This is a genomic window from Larkinella sp. C7, assembly GCF_006149005.1.
GTDB lineage: Bacteria > Bacteroidota > Bacteroidia > Cytophagales > Spirosomataceae > Larkinella.
The window spans coordinates 73,570-89,921 of sequence record NZ_VBSL01000010.1 but is presented as its reverse complement, the minus strand read 5'-3'; the positions used below and the strand labels follow the sequence as shown (position 1 = coordinate 89,921).

The 16,352-nt window shown below is 53.4% G+C and carries 11 protein-coding genes; 5 read left to right on the top strand and 6 right to left on the bottom strand.

All coding sequences use genetic code 11. The features are described from left to right. Nucleotides 1–42: 42 nt before the first annotated feature. Nucleotides 43–1,371, top strand: a complete 1,329-nt coding sequence (locus FH871_RS22445) for a sugar MFS transporter (protein WP_138993675.1) — start codon at nt 43–45, stop codon at nt 1,369–1,371. A gap of 152 nt (nt 1,372–1,523) precedes the next feature. Next, complete coding sequence (locus FH871_RS22440) at nt 1,524–2,081, top strand: cupin domain-containing protein (RefSeq protein WP_138993674.1); 558 nt, start codon at nt 1,524–1,526, stop codon at nt 2,079–2,081. Here the strand turns inward: FH871_RS22440 and FH871_RS33225 are convergent. Further along, entirely contained in the window at nt 2,078–2,224 is a 147-nt protein-coding gene (locus FH871_RS33225; RefSeq protein WP_171062917.1) for a hypothetical protein, read from the bottom strand. The two genes, FH871_RS22440 and FH871_RS33225, sit on opposite strands and share 4 nt — an antisense overlap. A 385-nt stretch (nt 2,225–2,609) precedes the next feature. Here FH871_RS33225 and FH871_RS22435 point away from each other — a divergent pair, with 385 nt between their 5' ends. Together FH871_RS22435 and FH871_RS22430 are read left to right on the top strand one after the other, a co-directional pair. After that, a complete protein-coding gene (locus FH871_RS22435) occupies nt 2,610–2,834 on the top strand; it encodes a hypothetical protein (protein WP_138993673.1) in 225 nt (74 codons plus the stop codon). 169 nt (nt 2,835–3,003) lie between these two features. Continuing rightward, nucleotides 3,004–4,227 carry a sodium:proton antiporter gene (locus FH871_RS22430; protein ID WP_138993672.1) on the top strand — a complete coding sequence of 408 codons (1,224 nt, stop codon included), beginning with the start codon at nt 3,004–3,006 and terminating at the stop codon, nt 4,225–4,227. A 13-nt stretch (nt 4,228–4,240) separates the two neighbouring features. On the opposite strand, the gene FH871_RS22425 is transcribed toward FH871_RS22430, so the two are convergent. Next, entirely contained in the window at nt 4,241–5,350 is a 1,110-nt protein-coding gene (locus FH871_RS22425) for a DUF5700 domain-containing putative Zn-dependent protease (protein WP_138993671.1), read from the bottom strand. An 88-nt stretch (nt 5,351–5,438) separates the two neighbouring features. Here FH871_RS22425 and FH871_RS22420 point away from each other — a divergent pair, with 88 nt between their 5' ends. Then, nucleotides 5,439–5,987, top strand: a complete 549-nt coding sequence (locus FH871_RS22420; protein WP_138993670.1) for a hypothetical protein — start codon at nt 5,439–5,441, stop codon at nt 5,985–5,987. 21 nt (nt 5,988–6,008) lie between these two features. Here FH871_RS22420 and FH871_RS22415 read toward each other — a convergent pair whose 3' ends face one another. The 4 genes from FH871_RS22415 to FH871_RS22400 all read right to left on the bottom strand — a co-directional run bounded on the left by FH871_RS22415 (nt 6,009) and on the right by FH871_RS22400 (nt 16,041). Next, nucleotides 6,009–7,310, bottom strand: coding sequence for a vanadium-dependent haloperoxidase (locus tag FH871_RS22415; protein ID WP_138993669.1), 1,302 nt, complete (start codon nt 7,308–7,310; stop codon nt 6,009–6,011). Nucleotides 7,311–7,395: 85 nt separating this feature from the next. Continuing rightward, a complete protein-coding gene (locus FH871_RS22410; RefSeq protein ID WP_138993668.1) occupies nt 7,396–10,764 on the bottom strand; it encodes a VCBS repeat-containing protein in 3,369 nt (1,122 codons plus the stop codon). A gap of 224 nt (nt 10,765–10,988) precedes the next feature. Then, nucleotides 10,989–12,839, bottom strand: a complete 1,851-nt coding sequence (locus FH871_RS22405; protein ID WP_138993667.1) for a RagB/SusD family nutrient uptake outer membrane protein — start codon at nt 12,837–12,839, stop codon at nt 10,989–10,991. A gap of 22 nt (nt 12,840–12,861) precedes the next feature. Beyond that, nucleotides 12,862–16,041: a TonB-dependent receptor gene (locus tag FH871_RS22400; protein WP_229317489.1), complete on the bottom strand. Its 3,180-nt coding sequence runs from the start codon at nt 16,039–16,041 to the stop codon at nt 12,862–12,864. Between the last annotated feature and the right edge of the window lie 311 nt (nt 16,042–16,352).

The window sequence follows — 16,352 nt, the reverse complement described above, 5'->3', positions numbered from 1 at the left end:
TGCCACTCAATCACTCAATTGCCCATTCACTCCTTGAATTAGATGAAAGCAACTCTGGCGGCTGTCGAGGTCAGTTCGTTAAGCAAGCGGGATACGCTTATTTCGATCCTGATCATCGGCCTGTTATTTTTTATATTCGGTTTTGTGACCTGGGTCAATGCGATCCTGATTCCGTATTTTAAAATCGCCTGCGAACTCACCAATTTCCAGTCGTATCTGGTCACGTTCGCGTTTTACATCTCGTATTTCGTGATGTCGGTGCCGTCGTCGTATTTGCTGAAAGCCACCGGTTTTAAGAAAGGCATGATGATCGGTTTCTGGATTATGGCGGTGGGGGCGTTCATCTTCGTCCCGGCCGCCCTGACCCGAACCTACGGGATTTTTCTGCTGGGATTGTTCATGATCGGGGTCGGGCTGGCGGTTTTGCAAACGGCGGCCAATCCCTTCATCACTATTCTGGGACCGCAGGAACGAGCCGCCCAGCGGATCAGCATCATGGGCATTTGCAACAAAGGTGCCGGAGTGCTGGCTCCGATTCTGTTTGCCGCCGTGATTTTGCGGGCCACCGACACCGATCTGTTTGCGCAACTGCCGACGATGTCCGCCGTCGAGCGGAGTGCCGCACTGGATGAGCTGGTTCGGCGGGTGATCGTGCCCTACTCGCTGATGGGCGTGGTACTGATCGGCCTGGGGTTGCTGGTGCGGTTTTCGCCTTTGCCGGAAATCGATACCGAGCAGGAAACCGCCGATGTGGCGGCTGCCAATTCCGGAAAAACCTCGATTTTCCAGTTTCCCCACCTGATTCTGGGCGCTGTGGCTATTTTTCTGCACGTGGGCAGTCAGGTTATTGCCATCGATACGGTGATTGGGTATGCCAACTCCATGGGAATCAGTCTGCTGGAAGCCAAGACATTTCCGGCGTATACCTTAACGGCTACGATCTGCGGGTATATTCTCGGCATTTCGCTGATTCCGAAAACCATCAGTCAGGTGACGGCTTTCCAGTTTTGTACCTTGTTGGGTGCGGTTCTGACGCTGTTGATCATCTACACCAGTGGTCCGGTGACAATTCTGGGCCATCAGGCCGACCGCTCAATCTGGTTCGTGGTGTTGCTGGGTCTGGCCAATTCGCTGGTTTGGGCCGGCATCTGGCCACTGGCGCTGGACGGTCTGGGGCGGTTTACCAAACTGGGCGCGGCCATCCTGATCATGGGACTCTGCGGCAACGCCATTATGCCGCTTTTCTACGGTTATTTTGCAGATTTGTACGGCGTAAAACTCGCGTATTGGGTGTTATTTCCGTGTTATCTGTATCTGGTGTACTATGCGTTTTGGGGGCATCGGGTGCGGAGGTGGGTAGACTACCCCTGACGCCCCCATCAGAAAACGTTGGCAACCTCGCCGAAACCTGAAGACCGGAAAACGACGCTTCAGGGATTGCTTTTTCCGGTTGAACCGAACCGGCGTTTCAGCGTCGTGGTTGGGGGTTGATCTTTGTTACCGAACAACAAATATCGACTACCATGAACATTACCTACCCCCACACGATTGAAAACGGCCACGGCGAAAAATTGGTCTTTCTGGGCGTAACCCAGGAACCGGACGGCGACCGGGTCTTCGGAGAAAACTTTGTGAAACCCGGCAGCGGCCCGCCCATGCACGTGCACTGGCTGCAGGATGAGGGTTTTACGGTGGTGAAAGGCAAAATTGGCTACCAGATTCAGGGCCAAAAAGAGCAGTATGCCGGTGAAGGCGAGTCCATTGTGTTTAAACGTGGTGAACCCCACCGGTTCTGGAATGCGGGGACCGACATGCTTCAATGCCGGGCCTGGATCAAGCCAGCCAATACCATTGTGTTCTTTCTCTCGGCCATCTTTGCGGCCCAGGCCAAATCGGGCAGGAACCAGCCGGAAGCCTTCGATGCCGCCTACCTGCTGACCCGCTATGCCAGCGAATACGATATGCTGGAAATTCCCCTGTTTGTCAGGAAAGTGGTGATTCCCATTACCTATGCCCTCGGAAAGCTGCTGAATAAATACGAACATTTCAACGATGCCCCCGAAGCCGTGAAACCGCGTTAACCCAGCGCGTTTGGCTCATCTATATCCACATCGGCCGGCTGCCCAATCGCAAACGCAACAACGCGGGCGATGGCAGCCGGTGGCATGTAAACTGGTCCCGATGCGACAAACTGGCTCCTAAACCGGCAACGACTCCAGTCCATTTCTAAAGCCCGAAAGTTTATTTTCCCTTCTACAGTTACTTTTTTCAAATTCACCGTCTTACTACAGGATAGGTGATCATTCTTTCGCCTGGAGAGTGGGCATACTTTGTTAGAGTTAGTACAGTTCCGGTCGGAGTTCCTGACTCCGACCGGACTTCTTTTCCGGTTTCGGTTAAAACAGAAATTTGGGACGAGAGAACGTAGCGGTGCCACGTCCTCATTTTTTGGTTTTACTGACAACCTTCCGGCGAAATTCCTTGTCGATAAGACCAAGGAGGATAAAAAGCTGCTAAAAGCCGGGTGAAGGAGACGCTATGCGGTTTTAAGACCTTTCTCTCTTCTGATTTACGCAACGTACAAACGCAATCCAGAAACAAACATTCGCATGACAGCACGACTCGAGAAAGGAATAATGGAGCAATTGACGTCTAACCTGGCGAACGCAAAAAACATGAAACCCGCTGAACTGGACCAGATGATGCAGCGAATCGCGGACGTTGTCGAGAATGCTGCGGGTATTAAGGTGACGTGGAAACTACCGTCTTCAGCCCATAAAAACACCCAACAGGAACAACTGGATCAATTGGCCGCCCTCTATCTGGGGGTTTAGGCAGCAGTAAATGCAAGTCAGGAAAGCGTAGCGAAAATGGCGTGATAACATTCAACGAGCGGATCGGGTTTAAGTCAGCGTAACGTTGCCGTTTCCGAATTAAACCGGGACGTCGGCTAGTCATCCGCTCCTGCGTGCCCGTTGGGTGTCGGGAATCTGTCATTTGCCTATGGTTTCCATTAATTTGTTGCTGGTTGTGCTGGGCGTGGCTGTGCTGGCCGTTGCGTTCTTGCCTTCCTTTCTCAAAGAATATCCGCTTTCATACCCTATCGTTCTGGTCGGTTTAGGCCTGTTGGTCTATGCTTTTCCGCTCCCTTTACCATCTGCCGATCCGCTTCAGTATCCGGCTTTAACAACGCACCTGAGCGAATTATGCGTCATTGTGGCCCTGACGGGGACGGGACTTAAGATTGATCGCCGGTTTTCACTAAAAAACTGGCGGATACCGTTTCGGCTGGTCTCGCTGGCCATGATTCTCACCATCGGTGCCATGGCGGTGGCAGGCTGGTACGGTATGGCATTATCCCCGGCTTCGGCTCTGCTGCTGGCGGCTTCACTGGCACCCACGGATCCGGTGCTGGCGGGCGATGTGCAGGTTGGTGATCCGGGGGAGGGCGGTGAAGACAACGTCCGGTTTGCGCTGACGGGCGAAGCCGGCCTGAACGATGGTCTGGCTTTCCCGTTCGTATACGGAGCGATTGCCCTGTTGCCTTCTGAAGTGCCTTTGACGGACCGGTTTTGGGATTGGCTGGGCATGGACGTGGTCTACCGGCTGGGCGTAGGTCTGCTGGCAGGTTGGCTTTCAGGAAAACTCCTGGCCGTCTTCATTTTCCGGTTGCCCGAAAAAATCAGCATCAAATCATCGGTTTACGGATTTGTGGTTTTGGCGGTAACCCTGACCACCTACGGAGCCACCGAATTAGTACACGGATACGGCTTTCTGGCCGTCTTCATTGCCGCCGTCACCCTCCGCAGCTACGAACGAACCCACGAATACCACCAGCACATGCACGATTTTTCGGATCAGGTCGAGCGGCTTTTCATTGTCGTCGTCCTCCTCTTTTTTGGTGGAGCGATAGGGCAGGGTCTGCTGGCCCCGCTCACCTGGGCGGATGCCTTGCTGGGGCTGGGCCTTCTGCTGGTGATTCGTCCTCTGGCGGGTATTATGACGCTGGTGGGTGCCAAAGCCAGGCTTCGTGAACGGTGGGTCATTGCCGGTTTTGGAATTCGGGGCATCGGATCTTTTTTCTACCTCGCCTTTGGATTGGAGAAAGCCCCTTTCCCGGAAGCCGAGCGGCTTTGGGCCATCGTCGGCTTTGTGGTTCTCGTTTCCATCGTGGTTCACGGAATACTGGCTACGCCGGTCATGAAATGGCTCGACAAACAGAAATAAAGGTTGCCCGGCATTAGAGTTTATCCTTCCAGGCTTCCATCCGGGTCAGAATCGCTTCGGTAGAGCCGCTGAAATGAATAATATTTCTGTCCGGAAACTGCGTGTAAATGGCCCGGTAGATTTGACAGAATTCGATGGGACTTTTGGTGATTAACCCGGCCAGGACGTCTTTGCCCCGGTATTCCTCAATCACTTTCGCCATTCGATACCCCATAAAATAACTGGTTTCATCGAAGGCTACCGTAAAACCGATGTTGTAAAGCTCGCTGAGATTGGCGGTGGAGTCGTGAAAAGCGGAGAATAACAGGCTCTCGAAGAGCGCAAAGTTCTGCTGCGATCGCTGCCCGTTGCGTGCATACTGTTCCTGTTGCTCTTTTGAGAAACCGCCCGGCTGTTTGATTTTTGTAAAATCACCGACCAGACTGGCGGAGCCTTCGGCCCACAGATTGGCCAGCAGCGTATAGGTACGGTCAATATTTTTTGGCGGATTCGCTGCGGTCTTTCCGTTCGTGCGATGGCGTTCGCCCACCTGCTGAATGGTATGATAAAGTTCGTGGGCAACCAGATAAACCAGTCCTTCATAATCATCGCCAATTTTCTGCAAAGCCACATTGAAAGTGTCGTCGCTACCGATGGTGAAGCCCAGCGCACCCCCGCCGACCAGGAAACAGGCCCGGGCTTTTACGGGCAGCGTAGCCGGTGAATACGGTAAAATGAGCGCTTTTACATCCTCAATAAACGACGCCTTTGTTTCCAGTTGACGGACTAAGGCTCTGATTTCCGGAAGTTTAGCTTTTACGGCTTTCCACTCGAACGGGTCGTTGCCTTTCACCGTTCCCGTTTCGACCATCTCCCGCAAGGTTTGTTTAAAAGCGGCCTCTGTGCCCGTTTTGTTGTAACTGGTGACCTTTCGGATCAATTGCTGGCTGCCGTAGAGTTTCGCAATTTCGTCCAGTTCGGCATCGGTCGTTTTCGTTTTGGCCAGCAGATTCGTAACCGCCTGCGCACTCCCGAAATCGAGCTGAATGGCCATATCGGGTTGTGGAGACGGTTTTTTACTTTCCTGGCAGAAAGCTTTTGGATTGACCAGTAAAAACAAAATAAACGCGACTGTCTTCAGCATATGGAGAAAATTAGTGAGGTGATCTGGCTGGAATTAGCTATTTTGGAGCTTAGTATGAAAATATAAAAATAGTATTTGCTACGGATGTATGGCTAACCGTAACCGTAAAGTTGTCGTTTCGCTGGATACGTACCTGAGTATTCTGGCTGTCGTTTCCAGTTTCTGCGCCATCGGCATCACGTTTTATCAGGCGTATCTGCAACGAACGCAGCAGTATGCTTCGGTGATGCCGATCCTGGACAGTTACAATACGTCCAAACTCGAAGACGGAAGTTCGGGCTACGCAATTATGATTGATAACAATGGACTGGGTCCTGCTTTTATCGAGGAAGCTTCCTATTCTTATGCCGGAAAAAAATACGATACTGTTTCTGATTTCGAAAACGCTATTCTGAAGCGGGCCGGCATTATCGATAGCACGAGCATGGTCAGCGATCTCTGGAAAGGCCTGGTGATCCCGCAGGGCGGAAAGGTTGCCCTCATCGAATTGCACAGTCGAACGGCAGAACGGGCGATCCGTCAGAGTATGAATGATGCCAGGATCACCATTCTATACAAGTCCGTTTATGGTGAAAGATGGCGGCATACGTTTCCGCCGGGCCGAAACGCAGAACAAAATGCGAAGGTGGACGACTAATACGGTTTTCTTCTTCCGATTTTATCCCACTTTCTTCACCACCCATTCGCCCACTTTCAGACCCTGCGCCCGGCCCTGATCAATGGCGTCCATGAAATGAATGCCGCCGTAGAACCGGGAAAGTCCGGCTTCGACAGCGGCTTCGCGGAAGGATCGGAACGTGCGGGCTTTCAGGCCATACGGCTCTTCGACGGTGTCGGTATACTCAAAATGATCGCCGAAATAGTGTGTCAGAATGACTTCCGAAGCCGCCGAAATGGTGGAATGTCCGCTCAAATATTCGGGAAACGGGGGTGTTTGCAGAAACGGTTTCCAGTCGGGATCGATGAGCTTGCGGATGGCGGTTTCGGGACGAACGCGGTTGCTGCGGTATTTTTCGTCCCAGCAACAGATAAAACCGTCCGTTAATCCGATGGCTACGGCCGTGTAGATCTTCAGCGATTCGGCGAAGCTCTTTTTCGCTTTGGTACACGCAATCCCCGTAATGCCCAGCCAGTGAGCGCCGGGGGAGATTTTTTTGAGACCCACCATCATGTGGCCGTTGTTTTCGAGCGCAAACGGATTGCAATCCCAGAAAGCCGCAATCTGCCGGTGTTCTTCCGTCAGGCTGTTGCCGCCTTCCTTCTGATTTTGCAGGAGCATCCGGTAAAAAGACGAGCTCTTATCGGTGGAATAAGCCGCTGGCGGTGCGGGTTTGAACTGGGCCGCCGAGTCCAGCGTGAACGGCCGGACGGTGTTGAAATACGGTTCGACCGGGGCAAAATACCCCGGCGGGGTCGGATACCAGCTTCCGGCTTTTTCGGAGGGTGTATACCGGGGGTAGTTGCTGATGCGGTTGTACTGGTCGGCTTTGGCGTATTTCAGCATCTGTTTGCTCACCTCCAGCGCATACGTTGCCGACTGCTCGATCACCTCGTCGGAAAATCCCGCGGTTCGGCACGAATCCAGCAACTGCTTTTCCAGCTTCTCCAGCCGTTTGCCCGAAGGCTGCATTTTCTGGGCGGTTTTGAGCATCGCCAGCACCGCGCTGAGGTGCGTGGAATGTCCGCTGACATTCGGTTTTTCCATCGCCGGATAGCCGTTCAGGACGCCGTGCATGCTCCGGTAAGCCTTGTCGTTCTGGGCAACCACTTCGTAGCCGGCCAGACAAGCATAGGCAAAAAACCGGGCGGCCAGGGGCGGATTGGTTACGTCGTGAATCATGACCTCGGTCATCTCGGCGACGACGCTGGTGATCTCCCGGTTGCCCAGTTCCGGTGTTTTTTCGGTCTGGCAACTGCTTATAAGGGCTATAAAGAAGAGAGAGAGGAAGATTTTTTTCATTGAAATTGAAAGGTTGTTACACCGAGTTGATCAGAGGAAATCAGAGAAAAACTTTGATAACCTCTGATCAACTCGGTGTAATAACTCATTTAAACCCATACGCTTTTACGCCAACCTGGTTAATCCCCATTAAGACCGTGTTTCCAATCGGCAGCACGCTCCGGACATCGCCTTTCAGCAGAAAACCGGATTGGGGTTGCGGCACATACGAAAACTGGCCTTTTCCGTTGCCTTTCAGTAAAACACCGTAGTTGGCGTCGTACTTCCCGAACCGCAAGCGCGCCCGGCTGATGTTGCCGCACAGGAGCAGGTCTTTCTTGCCGTCGTGGTCGTAATCGAAGGCCGTGAGTGCAAAAACCGGGGAAACCTGCACCTCGACGGGCAGTGCTTTTTCCTGCCATTTTCCCGGTGCCGTACTTTCAAAATACGTGGTTTTCAGGTGATTGGCTTCCAGTCGATCCACGTCTTTCAGCTCTTCTTCCGTGAAAATATCCTTCATCGTCGCATCGGCGTAGCTTTTGTAATCCGGGAAGCGCGTTCGCATGATGCTGAGCTGATCCAGCAGCTCGTCGCGGGTGACGTAGGGATACGACTTGCCCTGAATGTAAAAACACAGAATCGGATCGACCGAACCGTTGTCGTCGAAGTCCTTGTAAAATAGTTCGGCGGGTTCTTTGTCGCTGGCTTTACACTGCGTGTTCAGGCCCTGATTGCCCACCACCAAATCCGGTTTGCCGTCGCCGTTGAGGTCATCGACCAGCAGTTTATTCCACCAGCCCCGGTATTCTTTGTCGAAAAAGGTCTTGGTCTGATCCGTAAATTTTCCGCCGTCGTTTCCGAAAACCGTCACCGGCATCCATTCCCCCACCACCACCAGTTCCGGTTTTTTATCGCCGTTGAGGTCGGTCCAGGCGGCATCGGTCACCATGCCAATGCGCTGGAGATCGGGAGCCAGCGTGGCCGTCTGATCGGTAAATTTTCCCTTGCCGTCGTTGATCAGCAGAAAACTCGGGGGCGTTTCGGGGTAGCGGCCCGGAATCACCCGCCCGCCCACGAACAGATCCGGTTTGCCATCGCCGTTGAGGTCGGCCACCCGAACGCAGCTTTTGCTGGTGCGCATGACGGGCAAAGCCGCCGGATTTTTGGTGAAATTTCCTTTGCCATCATTCATGTAAAGCCGATCCTGCAACAAGGCGTCGTCGGGCATGAAGTTCGCGTAACCACCGCTGCACACGTACAAATCCGGAAAACTGTCGCCGTTGGCATCGAAGAAAACCGCGTCGGCGTCGTCGCTGGCTTTGTCGGTTTCCAGCGCGGGTTGGGCTTTTTGCAGGAACTGCTGGTTGGCTTGCTGGAGAAAAACCGCCCCGGCCTGGCCGCTGCCCCCGCCCACAAATACGTCTTCCAGCCCGTCGCCGTTGACGTCAGCTTTGGTCAGACACGGCCCCACAAACGACGCCGGATTGACCAGCAGCGGCTGCCGTTTGAAATCATTGACGGTATTTTTGGGGTGCTGATACGCCACCGGGGATTTCAGTTCCGTAAACACCGCCGGAGCAGAAGGCGTTAACCGCCGGGATGTTTTGGCAGCCTTTTCCGAAACCACCAGCACCTGGTCGGCCTTGACGTTGGTCAGCAGTTGTTGTTTGTCGCCCGGCCACACAATGCGCAGCGAGTCGATGGTGGATTCTTTTCCCAGCCCGAAATGCAGCATGGGCGATACGCTCGACTGATAGCCGCGCGATGGCATTTGCTCCAGATACTGTTGCCGGCCGTTCCGGTAGAGGGTTACTTTGGCACCCAGCCCAAACCGGTTGGCCCCAACCCCGTCCAGTTTGACGTTCAGGTAGTGGTTTTTGAGTTGGCTACCGGCTTCGTTGCGGTAGATAAAAGCCGGTTTGTTGATGTTGTTGATGGCCAGATCCAGGTCGCCGTCGTTGTCGAGATCGGCATACACCGCGCCGTTGCTGTTCGAAGGCAGGGTCATGCCCCAGGCCCGACTGACGTCGGTGAAGGTAAGGTCGCCGTTGTTTTTAAAGGCATAATTAATCACATCGGAAGCCGGTATTTTATAGACGAGTTCCAGCAAATCCTGGCGCATGACCTTGCGGTTGAGCAGAAAATCGCCCATGTATTTCAGGAAATCCTGGTTGGTATAGTCGCGCAGGTAGCCGTTGGTAACGAACAGATCCTTCCAGCCGTCGTTGTCGTAGTCGGCCAGGAGGGGAGCCCAACTCCAGTCGGTGTTGGAAATGCCGGACAACTGCCCCACTTCGCTGAATTCGGGAATGCCTCCGGTTCCTTTCTTGCCATCCGTTCCGACATTCAATTGCAGCATATTCCGCATGTGCTGGTAATAAAAGCCCGAATTGACGGCCAGATCGAACTTTTCATAATTGTCGGGCGACATCAGGAGTTTCTGCCGCCGGTTGTCTTCGGGTAGCATGTCGAGCGTCAGAATGTCGGGCCGGGCGTCGTTGTTCATGTCGGCGACATCGTTTCCCATCGAGAAGTGGGAAATGTGACCGATGCCGGTTTGCAACTGGTTCGTAAAGGTTCCGTTCCGGTTGTTGAGATACAGAAAATCGGGGACGTTGTAGTCGTTGGACACATAGAGATCGGGCCAGCCGTCGCTATTCAGGTCGGAGACGCCCAGTCCCAGGCCATAGCTCAGCACCGAATTGAGCAGACCCGCCCGTTCGGTCACATCCTCGAAACGGGTTCCGGTATTCCGAAGCAGGCAAACCCCGATTTCCGGGCTTTTTTTCTTCATCAGCTCCGCCGTGGCATCCGGGTCGAGGATGGGCAGCAGCCGGGGGTTGTGGTTGAGCAGAAATAAATCCAGATCGCCATCGCGGTCGTAGTCGAAGAACGTTCCCTGGGTTGTCTGACCGGGTTTGTCCAGCCCCCATTTGGCGGTTTGATCGGAGAAGCGGGGAATGCCCTGCGCATCGGGGCCGTCGTTGATAAACAGTTGAGGTGTCCGTTTTTGGGGCGGCAGACTTCCTGAATAGGAGAGAAAGAGATCGAGCCGCCCGTCGCCGTTGACATCGGCCATCGTAACACCCGTTCGCCAGGGGCCTTCGCGTCCGGCCACGCCCGCAGTGGCGGTAATATCGGCGAATTTCAGATTGCCTTTGTTGAGGTACAACTGGTTCGGAACCATGTTGCCGCTGAAATAAATATCCTCCAGGCCGTCGCCGTTCAGATCACCAACGGCGACCCCGCCACCGTTGTAAAAATATTCGTACATGAGCACATTGGTATTCAGCCCTTCGTTCAGCGTATTGACGAACGAAATGCCGGTTTGCTCCGGGGAAAGCAAGGTGAACAGCGGAGGTCCCGTGTCGGGGGCCGTCTGCTCGGTGGAAGCCGGTTTTTTCTGGCAACCCGTCGACAAAAAGGCCATCATAATGATGAGACCACTCCAAAAAGCGCGTAAAAAAAGCGTCATAAACGAAAGAATGAATGAAAAGGCACGGAAAGCTAAGTTAGGACAATTGAGTGCAATAGTTCAGTGTTTTTTCAAATTGTCCTGATCAGGGGCGGGTTGACGCATTCAGATTGTTTTGGGAGCAAAAGCGGGAATGAAGATCAAAAAAACTGGTGCCAACGCAGGGTTATACGTTGGCACCAGGTATATTCAGAGGGATATCGACTTGTGGAAAGCGTTCAATGCTATTGATAGCCGGGATTTTGCACCAATTGCTTGTTCCGGTTGATCTCATCCCGACTGATCGGCAGGAAGTAGATTTTGTCGGCCCACTTCCGGTTTTCCTTCCCGGTTCCTAAATCCTGAACGCTGTAGGAATACGTATAATTTTCTTTGCTGTACTTATACGTCGTCACGGTTTTGCCGGGTTTCAGTTTACCGGTGATGACGATGATCTGAGCCTGTTTACCCAACACCGTTGGTGCGATCATCCAGCGTCGAACGTCATAGAACCGCTGGTCTTCGAACAGCATCTCGATGTTCCGTTCGTTCTGGTACCGCGCGACGAGGGCCGCTCCGGTTTCGGTAATGGCAGGCATGCCCACCCGGAACCGGACTTTGTTGAGCCAGGTTTTGGCTTCGGCTTCCTGACCCAGTGCCAGACAGGCTTCCACGTAGTTCAACACCACTTCTGTAAACCGGATCTGGATGGAAGGTACTTCCTGCCGGATGTTCTGATCGACAAGCGTTGGATCGGGGTCCATAAACTTGCGGATCGCGTAACCCGTCCAGGTTCCGTTCCAGTTTTCGATGGAGCTATTGCGGGTATCCAAACCGGAATATTTGGTGGGAGCCGCCGAGCTACCTACTTCATACTCACCCATTTGAATCTGTCCGGCCGGATCGATACCGGCTCCATCGGGCGTGCGGGGCTTCCATTGCGCACCGTCGTACAGGATGGATGCATAGAAGCGCGGATCGCGGTTTTCGTAAGGTGTTGCCGCGTGGGCCGGGTTTTTCCAGTCGAACTTCGTACCGTCCATCATCTCGTAGTTATCCACCAGTTGTTGAGTGGGTTGACTCGATGTCCAGCCGTGATAACCGTTTGGCATGTTGTTGCGCGGATACCACGAACCCCAGTCGTCGAATGAAGCCCGGATGTAGTATTTCAGGAAGATACCATCGGCTTCACCACCGTTGCGCGACAGATACATGTTGATGTAATTCTGCTGGCCTTCGGCCGCAGAAACCGGTGCCGTCAGGTTCAGTTTATAGCCATACTGGTTTAGGTCGATCACGGCTTTGGCAGCATCCCGGGCTTTCGTCCAGCGGGCAATCCGGTCGCCACTAACGTATCCCAGCAGTTCGGGTTTGTTGAAACCAGCGATGACGGTCGACTTGGCTTTTGCCGTCGGAATATCGTGCAGATCACTGGCGGCATACAACAACACGCGGGCTTTCAGGGCCATGGCGGCACCCATCGTGGCGCGGCCACTGGTCAGGGTTTTCCCTTTCAGCAGGATAGCGGCCGAATCCAGGTCACTCACGATTGAGTTTACACACTCTTCGTAGGTATTCCGGGCGATGGTGAAATCGGGGTTATCCAGCGTGTAAGGCGACTTGATCAGCGGAACCGCCCCATAATAACGAAGCAGTTGGTTGTAAAAATAGCCCCGCATGAAATACATTTCACCCTTCATCCGATCAGCCACCGTGGCATTGTTAAACTTGGGCTTGGCCAGGTTGGCCAGTGCAATGTTAGCCGCCCGAATCCGGGAGTACATGGCACTCCATTCCATCGTGTTTTTAACCGTTCCCAGGTTCGATGGACTCACGTTGGCTTCGTTGACATCCTGCTTGCCAAAGCTGTAGAGGGCGTTGTCGGTCTGGCAATCGAAACTCATCTGGTCCAGAACACCGTCCCTGATCCCGTTGTAAACATCCGTCACAAAAGCTTCGGAGAGGTTCTGATCCGACCAGACCGCATCCCCCGACACTTTGTCGAGGGGCTTGGTATCCAGAAAATCGCTGTTGCAAGCTACCATCGTCATCCCTACGAGTAAACTGGACGACAGGCATTTTACGATATGATTCATAATAGAATGATTGAGCATTTAGTTAAAAACTGACTGATAAACCGGCGTTGATTACCCGCGCCTGCGGATAGTACTGCGCGCTACCGCTGGTCGATTCCGGATCGAACAGGCCTTTCATGGCTGGGGCATAGGTAGCCAGGTTAAGACCGTTTACATACACCCGCAGGTTGTTCAGCCCCACTTTGCTGGAAATCAGGGATGGTAACGTATATCCGATTTCGACGTTCTTCAGACGGATGTAGTCGGTTTTTTTCAACCAGTAGCTGGTACCGTTGGAGAAGTACTGGTTGCTGCGGTCAACGATCCGGGGATGTTCCGTGCTGGGGTTGTCCACCGTCCACCGGTTGTCGTAGCTCCATTTCAGGAAGTTACCGATCGTGCCTGACTCGGTTTGCAGGAAGATCTGACCACCCGCCGAAGCCTGCACCAGGATGCTGAAGTCGAAGCCTTTGTAGGACATCGTTCCGTTGAAACCGCCCTGGAACCGGGGCTGATTGTTGCGGTCGGCCCGAACGCGGTCGTCACCGTTGATTTTTTTATCACCGTTGATGTCTTTCAGTCTCATGTCGCCGGGGCGCAGCAAGCTGGCTCCTACACCACTGTAATCCACCGTGTTCTGATCGATTTCGGCCTGGGTCGAGAAGATGCCGTCGTATTGGTACATCAGCGTGCCGTTCTGCTGGTTCGGATCGTTGACGTTGCTCGGAATGGGCTTGCCGGTCGACCGCTGCCATTCGGGTGCTCCGGGGGTTTCGTCCCAGAACGTAATTTCGTTCTTGGCATACCCGCCGTTTACACTCACGCTGTAGCGCAATTCACCCGCCTGTCCGTTGTAACCCACCCGGAATTCGTAGCCTTTGTTGGTTACTTTCCCGATGTTCGTGGCCGGCAGGGTCATCCCCGTCGTTTGCGGAATGGAAGCACTCTTGCGCCACAGGATGTTGGAACGCTTGTTCTGGAATACGTCGAACTCGAAGAAAATCTTCCCGTTCAGGGCGGCACCTTCCAGACCGATGTCGGCGTTGTTGGCTACTTCCCAGGTGAGCGTCGTGTTCGGAACACCGTTTTCATAGAGTGTCTGAGCAACCTGACCGCCCGTTACATAACCCCAGTTGGCATTCACGGCATCACCGTAGGCATACGTAGGCAGGTAATCATATTCACGCAAAGCACCGTTGAAATACACCTGGTCGTTCCCCAACTGGCCCCACGATGCCCGCAGTTTCAGAGAATTGATGGCCGGAATGGCATTTTTGAAGAAATTCTCTTCGGATATACGCCAGCCTGCCGACACGCCGGGGAAGAAGCCCCACCGGCTTTCTTTCGGGAACATGTACGAACCATCATACCGCCACAGGAATTCAGCGAGGTATTTTTCTTTGTAGTTATACGCAGCCCGACCGAAGTAACTCATCCGCGCCCGTTCCCAGGCTGACGTCGTGTTGCTGTTCTTTTCGGCACTACCACCGGCAAACAACTGATCGATGGCCGTGGAGGCAAAATACCGCCGGAAACCGGAGAAACCGGCCGAGTTAGACGCTTCTTTCGTGATCCCCGCCAGCAAGGTGATGCCGTGGTTACCGCCGAATACGTGATCGTAGGTCAAAATACCCGACAGCAGCGAGTTGAACTGGTCGTTCGTGTATTGGTTCAGCTCTGCCTGAGCGGGACCTTTTGCCACCCGGTTCAGGATGGGTTGCTTGTTGGCATCGTACGACGTGTAATCCCAGCTATAGACGTACCAGGGCGTCTGCCATCTCTTGCCTTGCTGAATGTATTTGTCTAGGGCAACACTACCGCTGAATTTCAGACCCGGAATCCAGGGGTTGGTAACGTTGACGGTGGCATTGCTTTGCACATAATACCGCGTATCCCGGTCGTAACCGGTGGCATCCGTCGTCACCAGAACGGGTTGCTGACCATTTTCGATGTCAGGAGCGGGCAGCCCATTCGGCCAGAAAGCCGGTTTGTTCGGATAGCCCCGCATCAGCATCCGGAAAATGGCCCCGGCACCTACCGTCGGGAAAAACCGGTTTTCCTGACGACCGACCACACCCACGACGGTATTGACGTATTTGTTGACTTTCGCGTCCAGATTCATGCGGAAGTCATACTGCTTATACCCTGTTGCGGAGTTTTTGTAGTAACCATCCTGGTTCTGGTAGTTGGCCGACACCAGGTATTTGATGTTTTCGCTACCGCCAATCAACTGGAGCGTGTGTTTCACCTGAGGAGCCCAGGTTTTCAGCGCTTCGCCGAACCAGTCGGTGTTGGGGTGTCCCCACGGATCGGACCCATCGTTAAACTTCTTGATATCATCCGGCGTAAAGGCGGCTTTGGCAATCGCTCCGTTGTCGGGGCGGGTAAAGCTGCCTGTCGTTTTGAAGGCATCCGAAGCGGCTTTCCAGTATTGCGGAGGCAGGTTATAGACGTTGATCTCGTTGTTCAACTGGGCGTATTCGGCGGCTGTTGCCATTTTGGGAATAACCGTCGCCTGCGAAAAACCCTGGTTGAAACTGTAGGAAAGTTCCGGTTTGCCGGTTTTGCCCCGCTTGGTGGTAACCAGAATAACCCCGTTGGCTGCCCGCGAGCCGTAAATGGCCGCTGCGGCATCTTTCAGGACGGAAATGCTTTCGACATCCTGTGGATTGATCCGGTCGAAACCCCCGGCCCGGGCCGGAACACCGTCGATAACGATCAGTGCGTCGTTGTTTCCCAACGTGTTGGAACCCCGGATGCGGATGGCTGAACCGTCATAACCCGGTTCGCCACTGGAGTTGGTGGCAATAACGCCCGGCATCCGTCCTGCAATGGAGTTACTCATGTTCATGGCGGGTGATTTCACCAGATCCGTCCCTTTTACGGTAGCAACCGCACCCGTAATCGTTTCTTTCTTTTGCTCACCATACCCCACAACCACGACTTCATTCAGGGTGCTGATGTCGTCAGCCAGCTTCACGTCGATCACTGACCGGCCGCCAATGGGTAATTCCTGGCTCACATACCCAATGAATGAAAATACCAGCGTTGCATTTTTGTTCGGAACGTTGAGCGAATACGTGCCGTCCGAGGCCGTTGTGGTTCCCTGTGTGGTGCCTTTGACCACAATGCTCACGCCAGGCAGTGCGTCTCCCTGTCCACCGGTCACCTTCCCTTTTATGGTTGAGTTTTGAGCAAAAGAAAGGGTGACAGAAGCAATCATTAGATAAAGTACCAATAGATACCTGTTTTTTGGAGGCACCCGATGAGTAGACTTTTTCATACGCATAAGACGGATTAGATTAAGTAAGTAATAGAGTTGGTAAGATTGAACAGGTAATACTTCTTCACGTGTAGGGAAGCGTGGACAGCAAGAAGACTATAGGTGTCACTAAGACCCCCGGTGTCTGGTAATACCGGGGGCGCTAGTCAAAAAGGATTGGGAAATGAATTAAACTGGGGAGAACCCCGAATGATTGTAGTAATTGTTTATCATAATTAATAGAGATGGTTTGAGACAATTGAATTATGCAA

Excerpts from the sequence above, each read along its gene's own strand:
- FH871_RS22435 (WP_138993673.1), top strand. The coding sequence starts at position 2,610 with ATGACAGCACGACTCGAGAAAGGAATAATGGAGCAATTGACGTCTAAC.
- FH871_RS22400 (WP_229317489.1), bottom strand. The coding sequence starts at position 16,041 with ATGATTGCTTCTGTCACCCTTTCTTTTGCTCAAAACTCAACCATAAAA.
- FH871_RS22445 (WP_138993675.1), top strand. The coding sequence starts at position 43 with ATGAAAGCAACTCTGGCGGCTGTCGAGGTCAGTTCGTTAAGCAAGCGG.
- FH871_RS33225 (WP_171062917.1), bottom strand. The coding sequence starts at position 2,224 with ATGGACTGGAGTCGTTGCCGGTTTAGGAGCCAGTTTGTCGCATCGGGA.
- FH871_RS22405 (WP_138993667.1), bottom strand. The coding sequence starts at position 12,839 with ATGAATCATATCGTAAAATGCCTGTCGTCCAGTTTACTCGTAGGGATG.
- FH871_RS22440 (WP_138993674.1), top strand. The coding sequence starts at position 1,524 with ATGAACATTACCTACCCCCACACGATTGAAAACGGCCACGGCGAAAAA.
- FH871_RS22425 (WP_138993671.1), bottom strand. The coding sequence starts at position 5,350 with ATGCTGAAGACAGTCGCGTTTATTTTGTTTTTACTGGTCAATCCAAAA.
- FH871_RS22410 (WP_138993668.1), bottom strand. The coding sequence starts at position 10,764 with ATGACGCTTTTTTTACGCGCTTTTTGGAGTGGTCTCATCATTATGATG.
- FH871_RS22430 (WP_138993672.1), top strand. The coding sequence starts at position 3,004 with ATGGTTTCCATTAATTTGTTGCTGGTTGTGCTGGGCGTGGCTGTGCTG.
- FH871_RS22415 (WP_138993669.1), bottom strand. The coding sequence starts at position 7,310 with ATGAAAAAAATCTTCCTCTCTCTCTTCTTTATAGCCCTTATAAGCAGT.
- FH871_RS22420 (WP_138993670.1), top strand. The coding sequence starts at position 5,439 with ATGGCTAACCGTAACCGTAAAGTTGTCGTTTCGCTGGATACGTACCTG.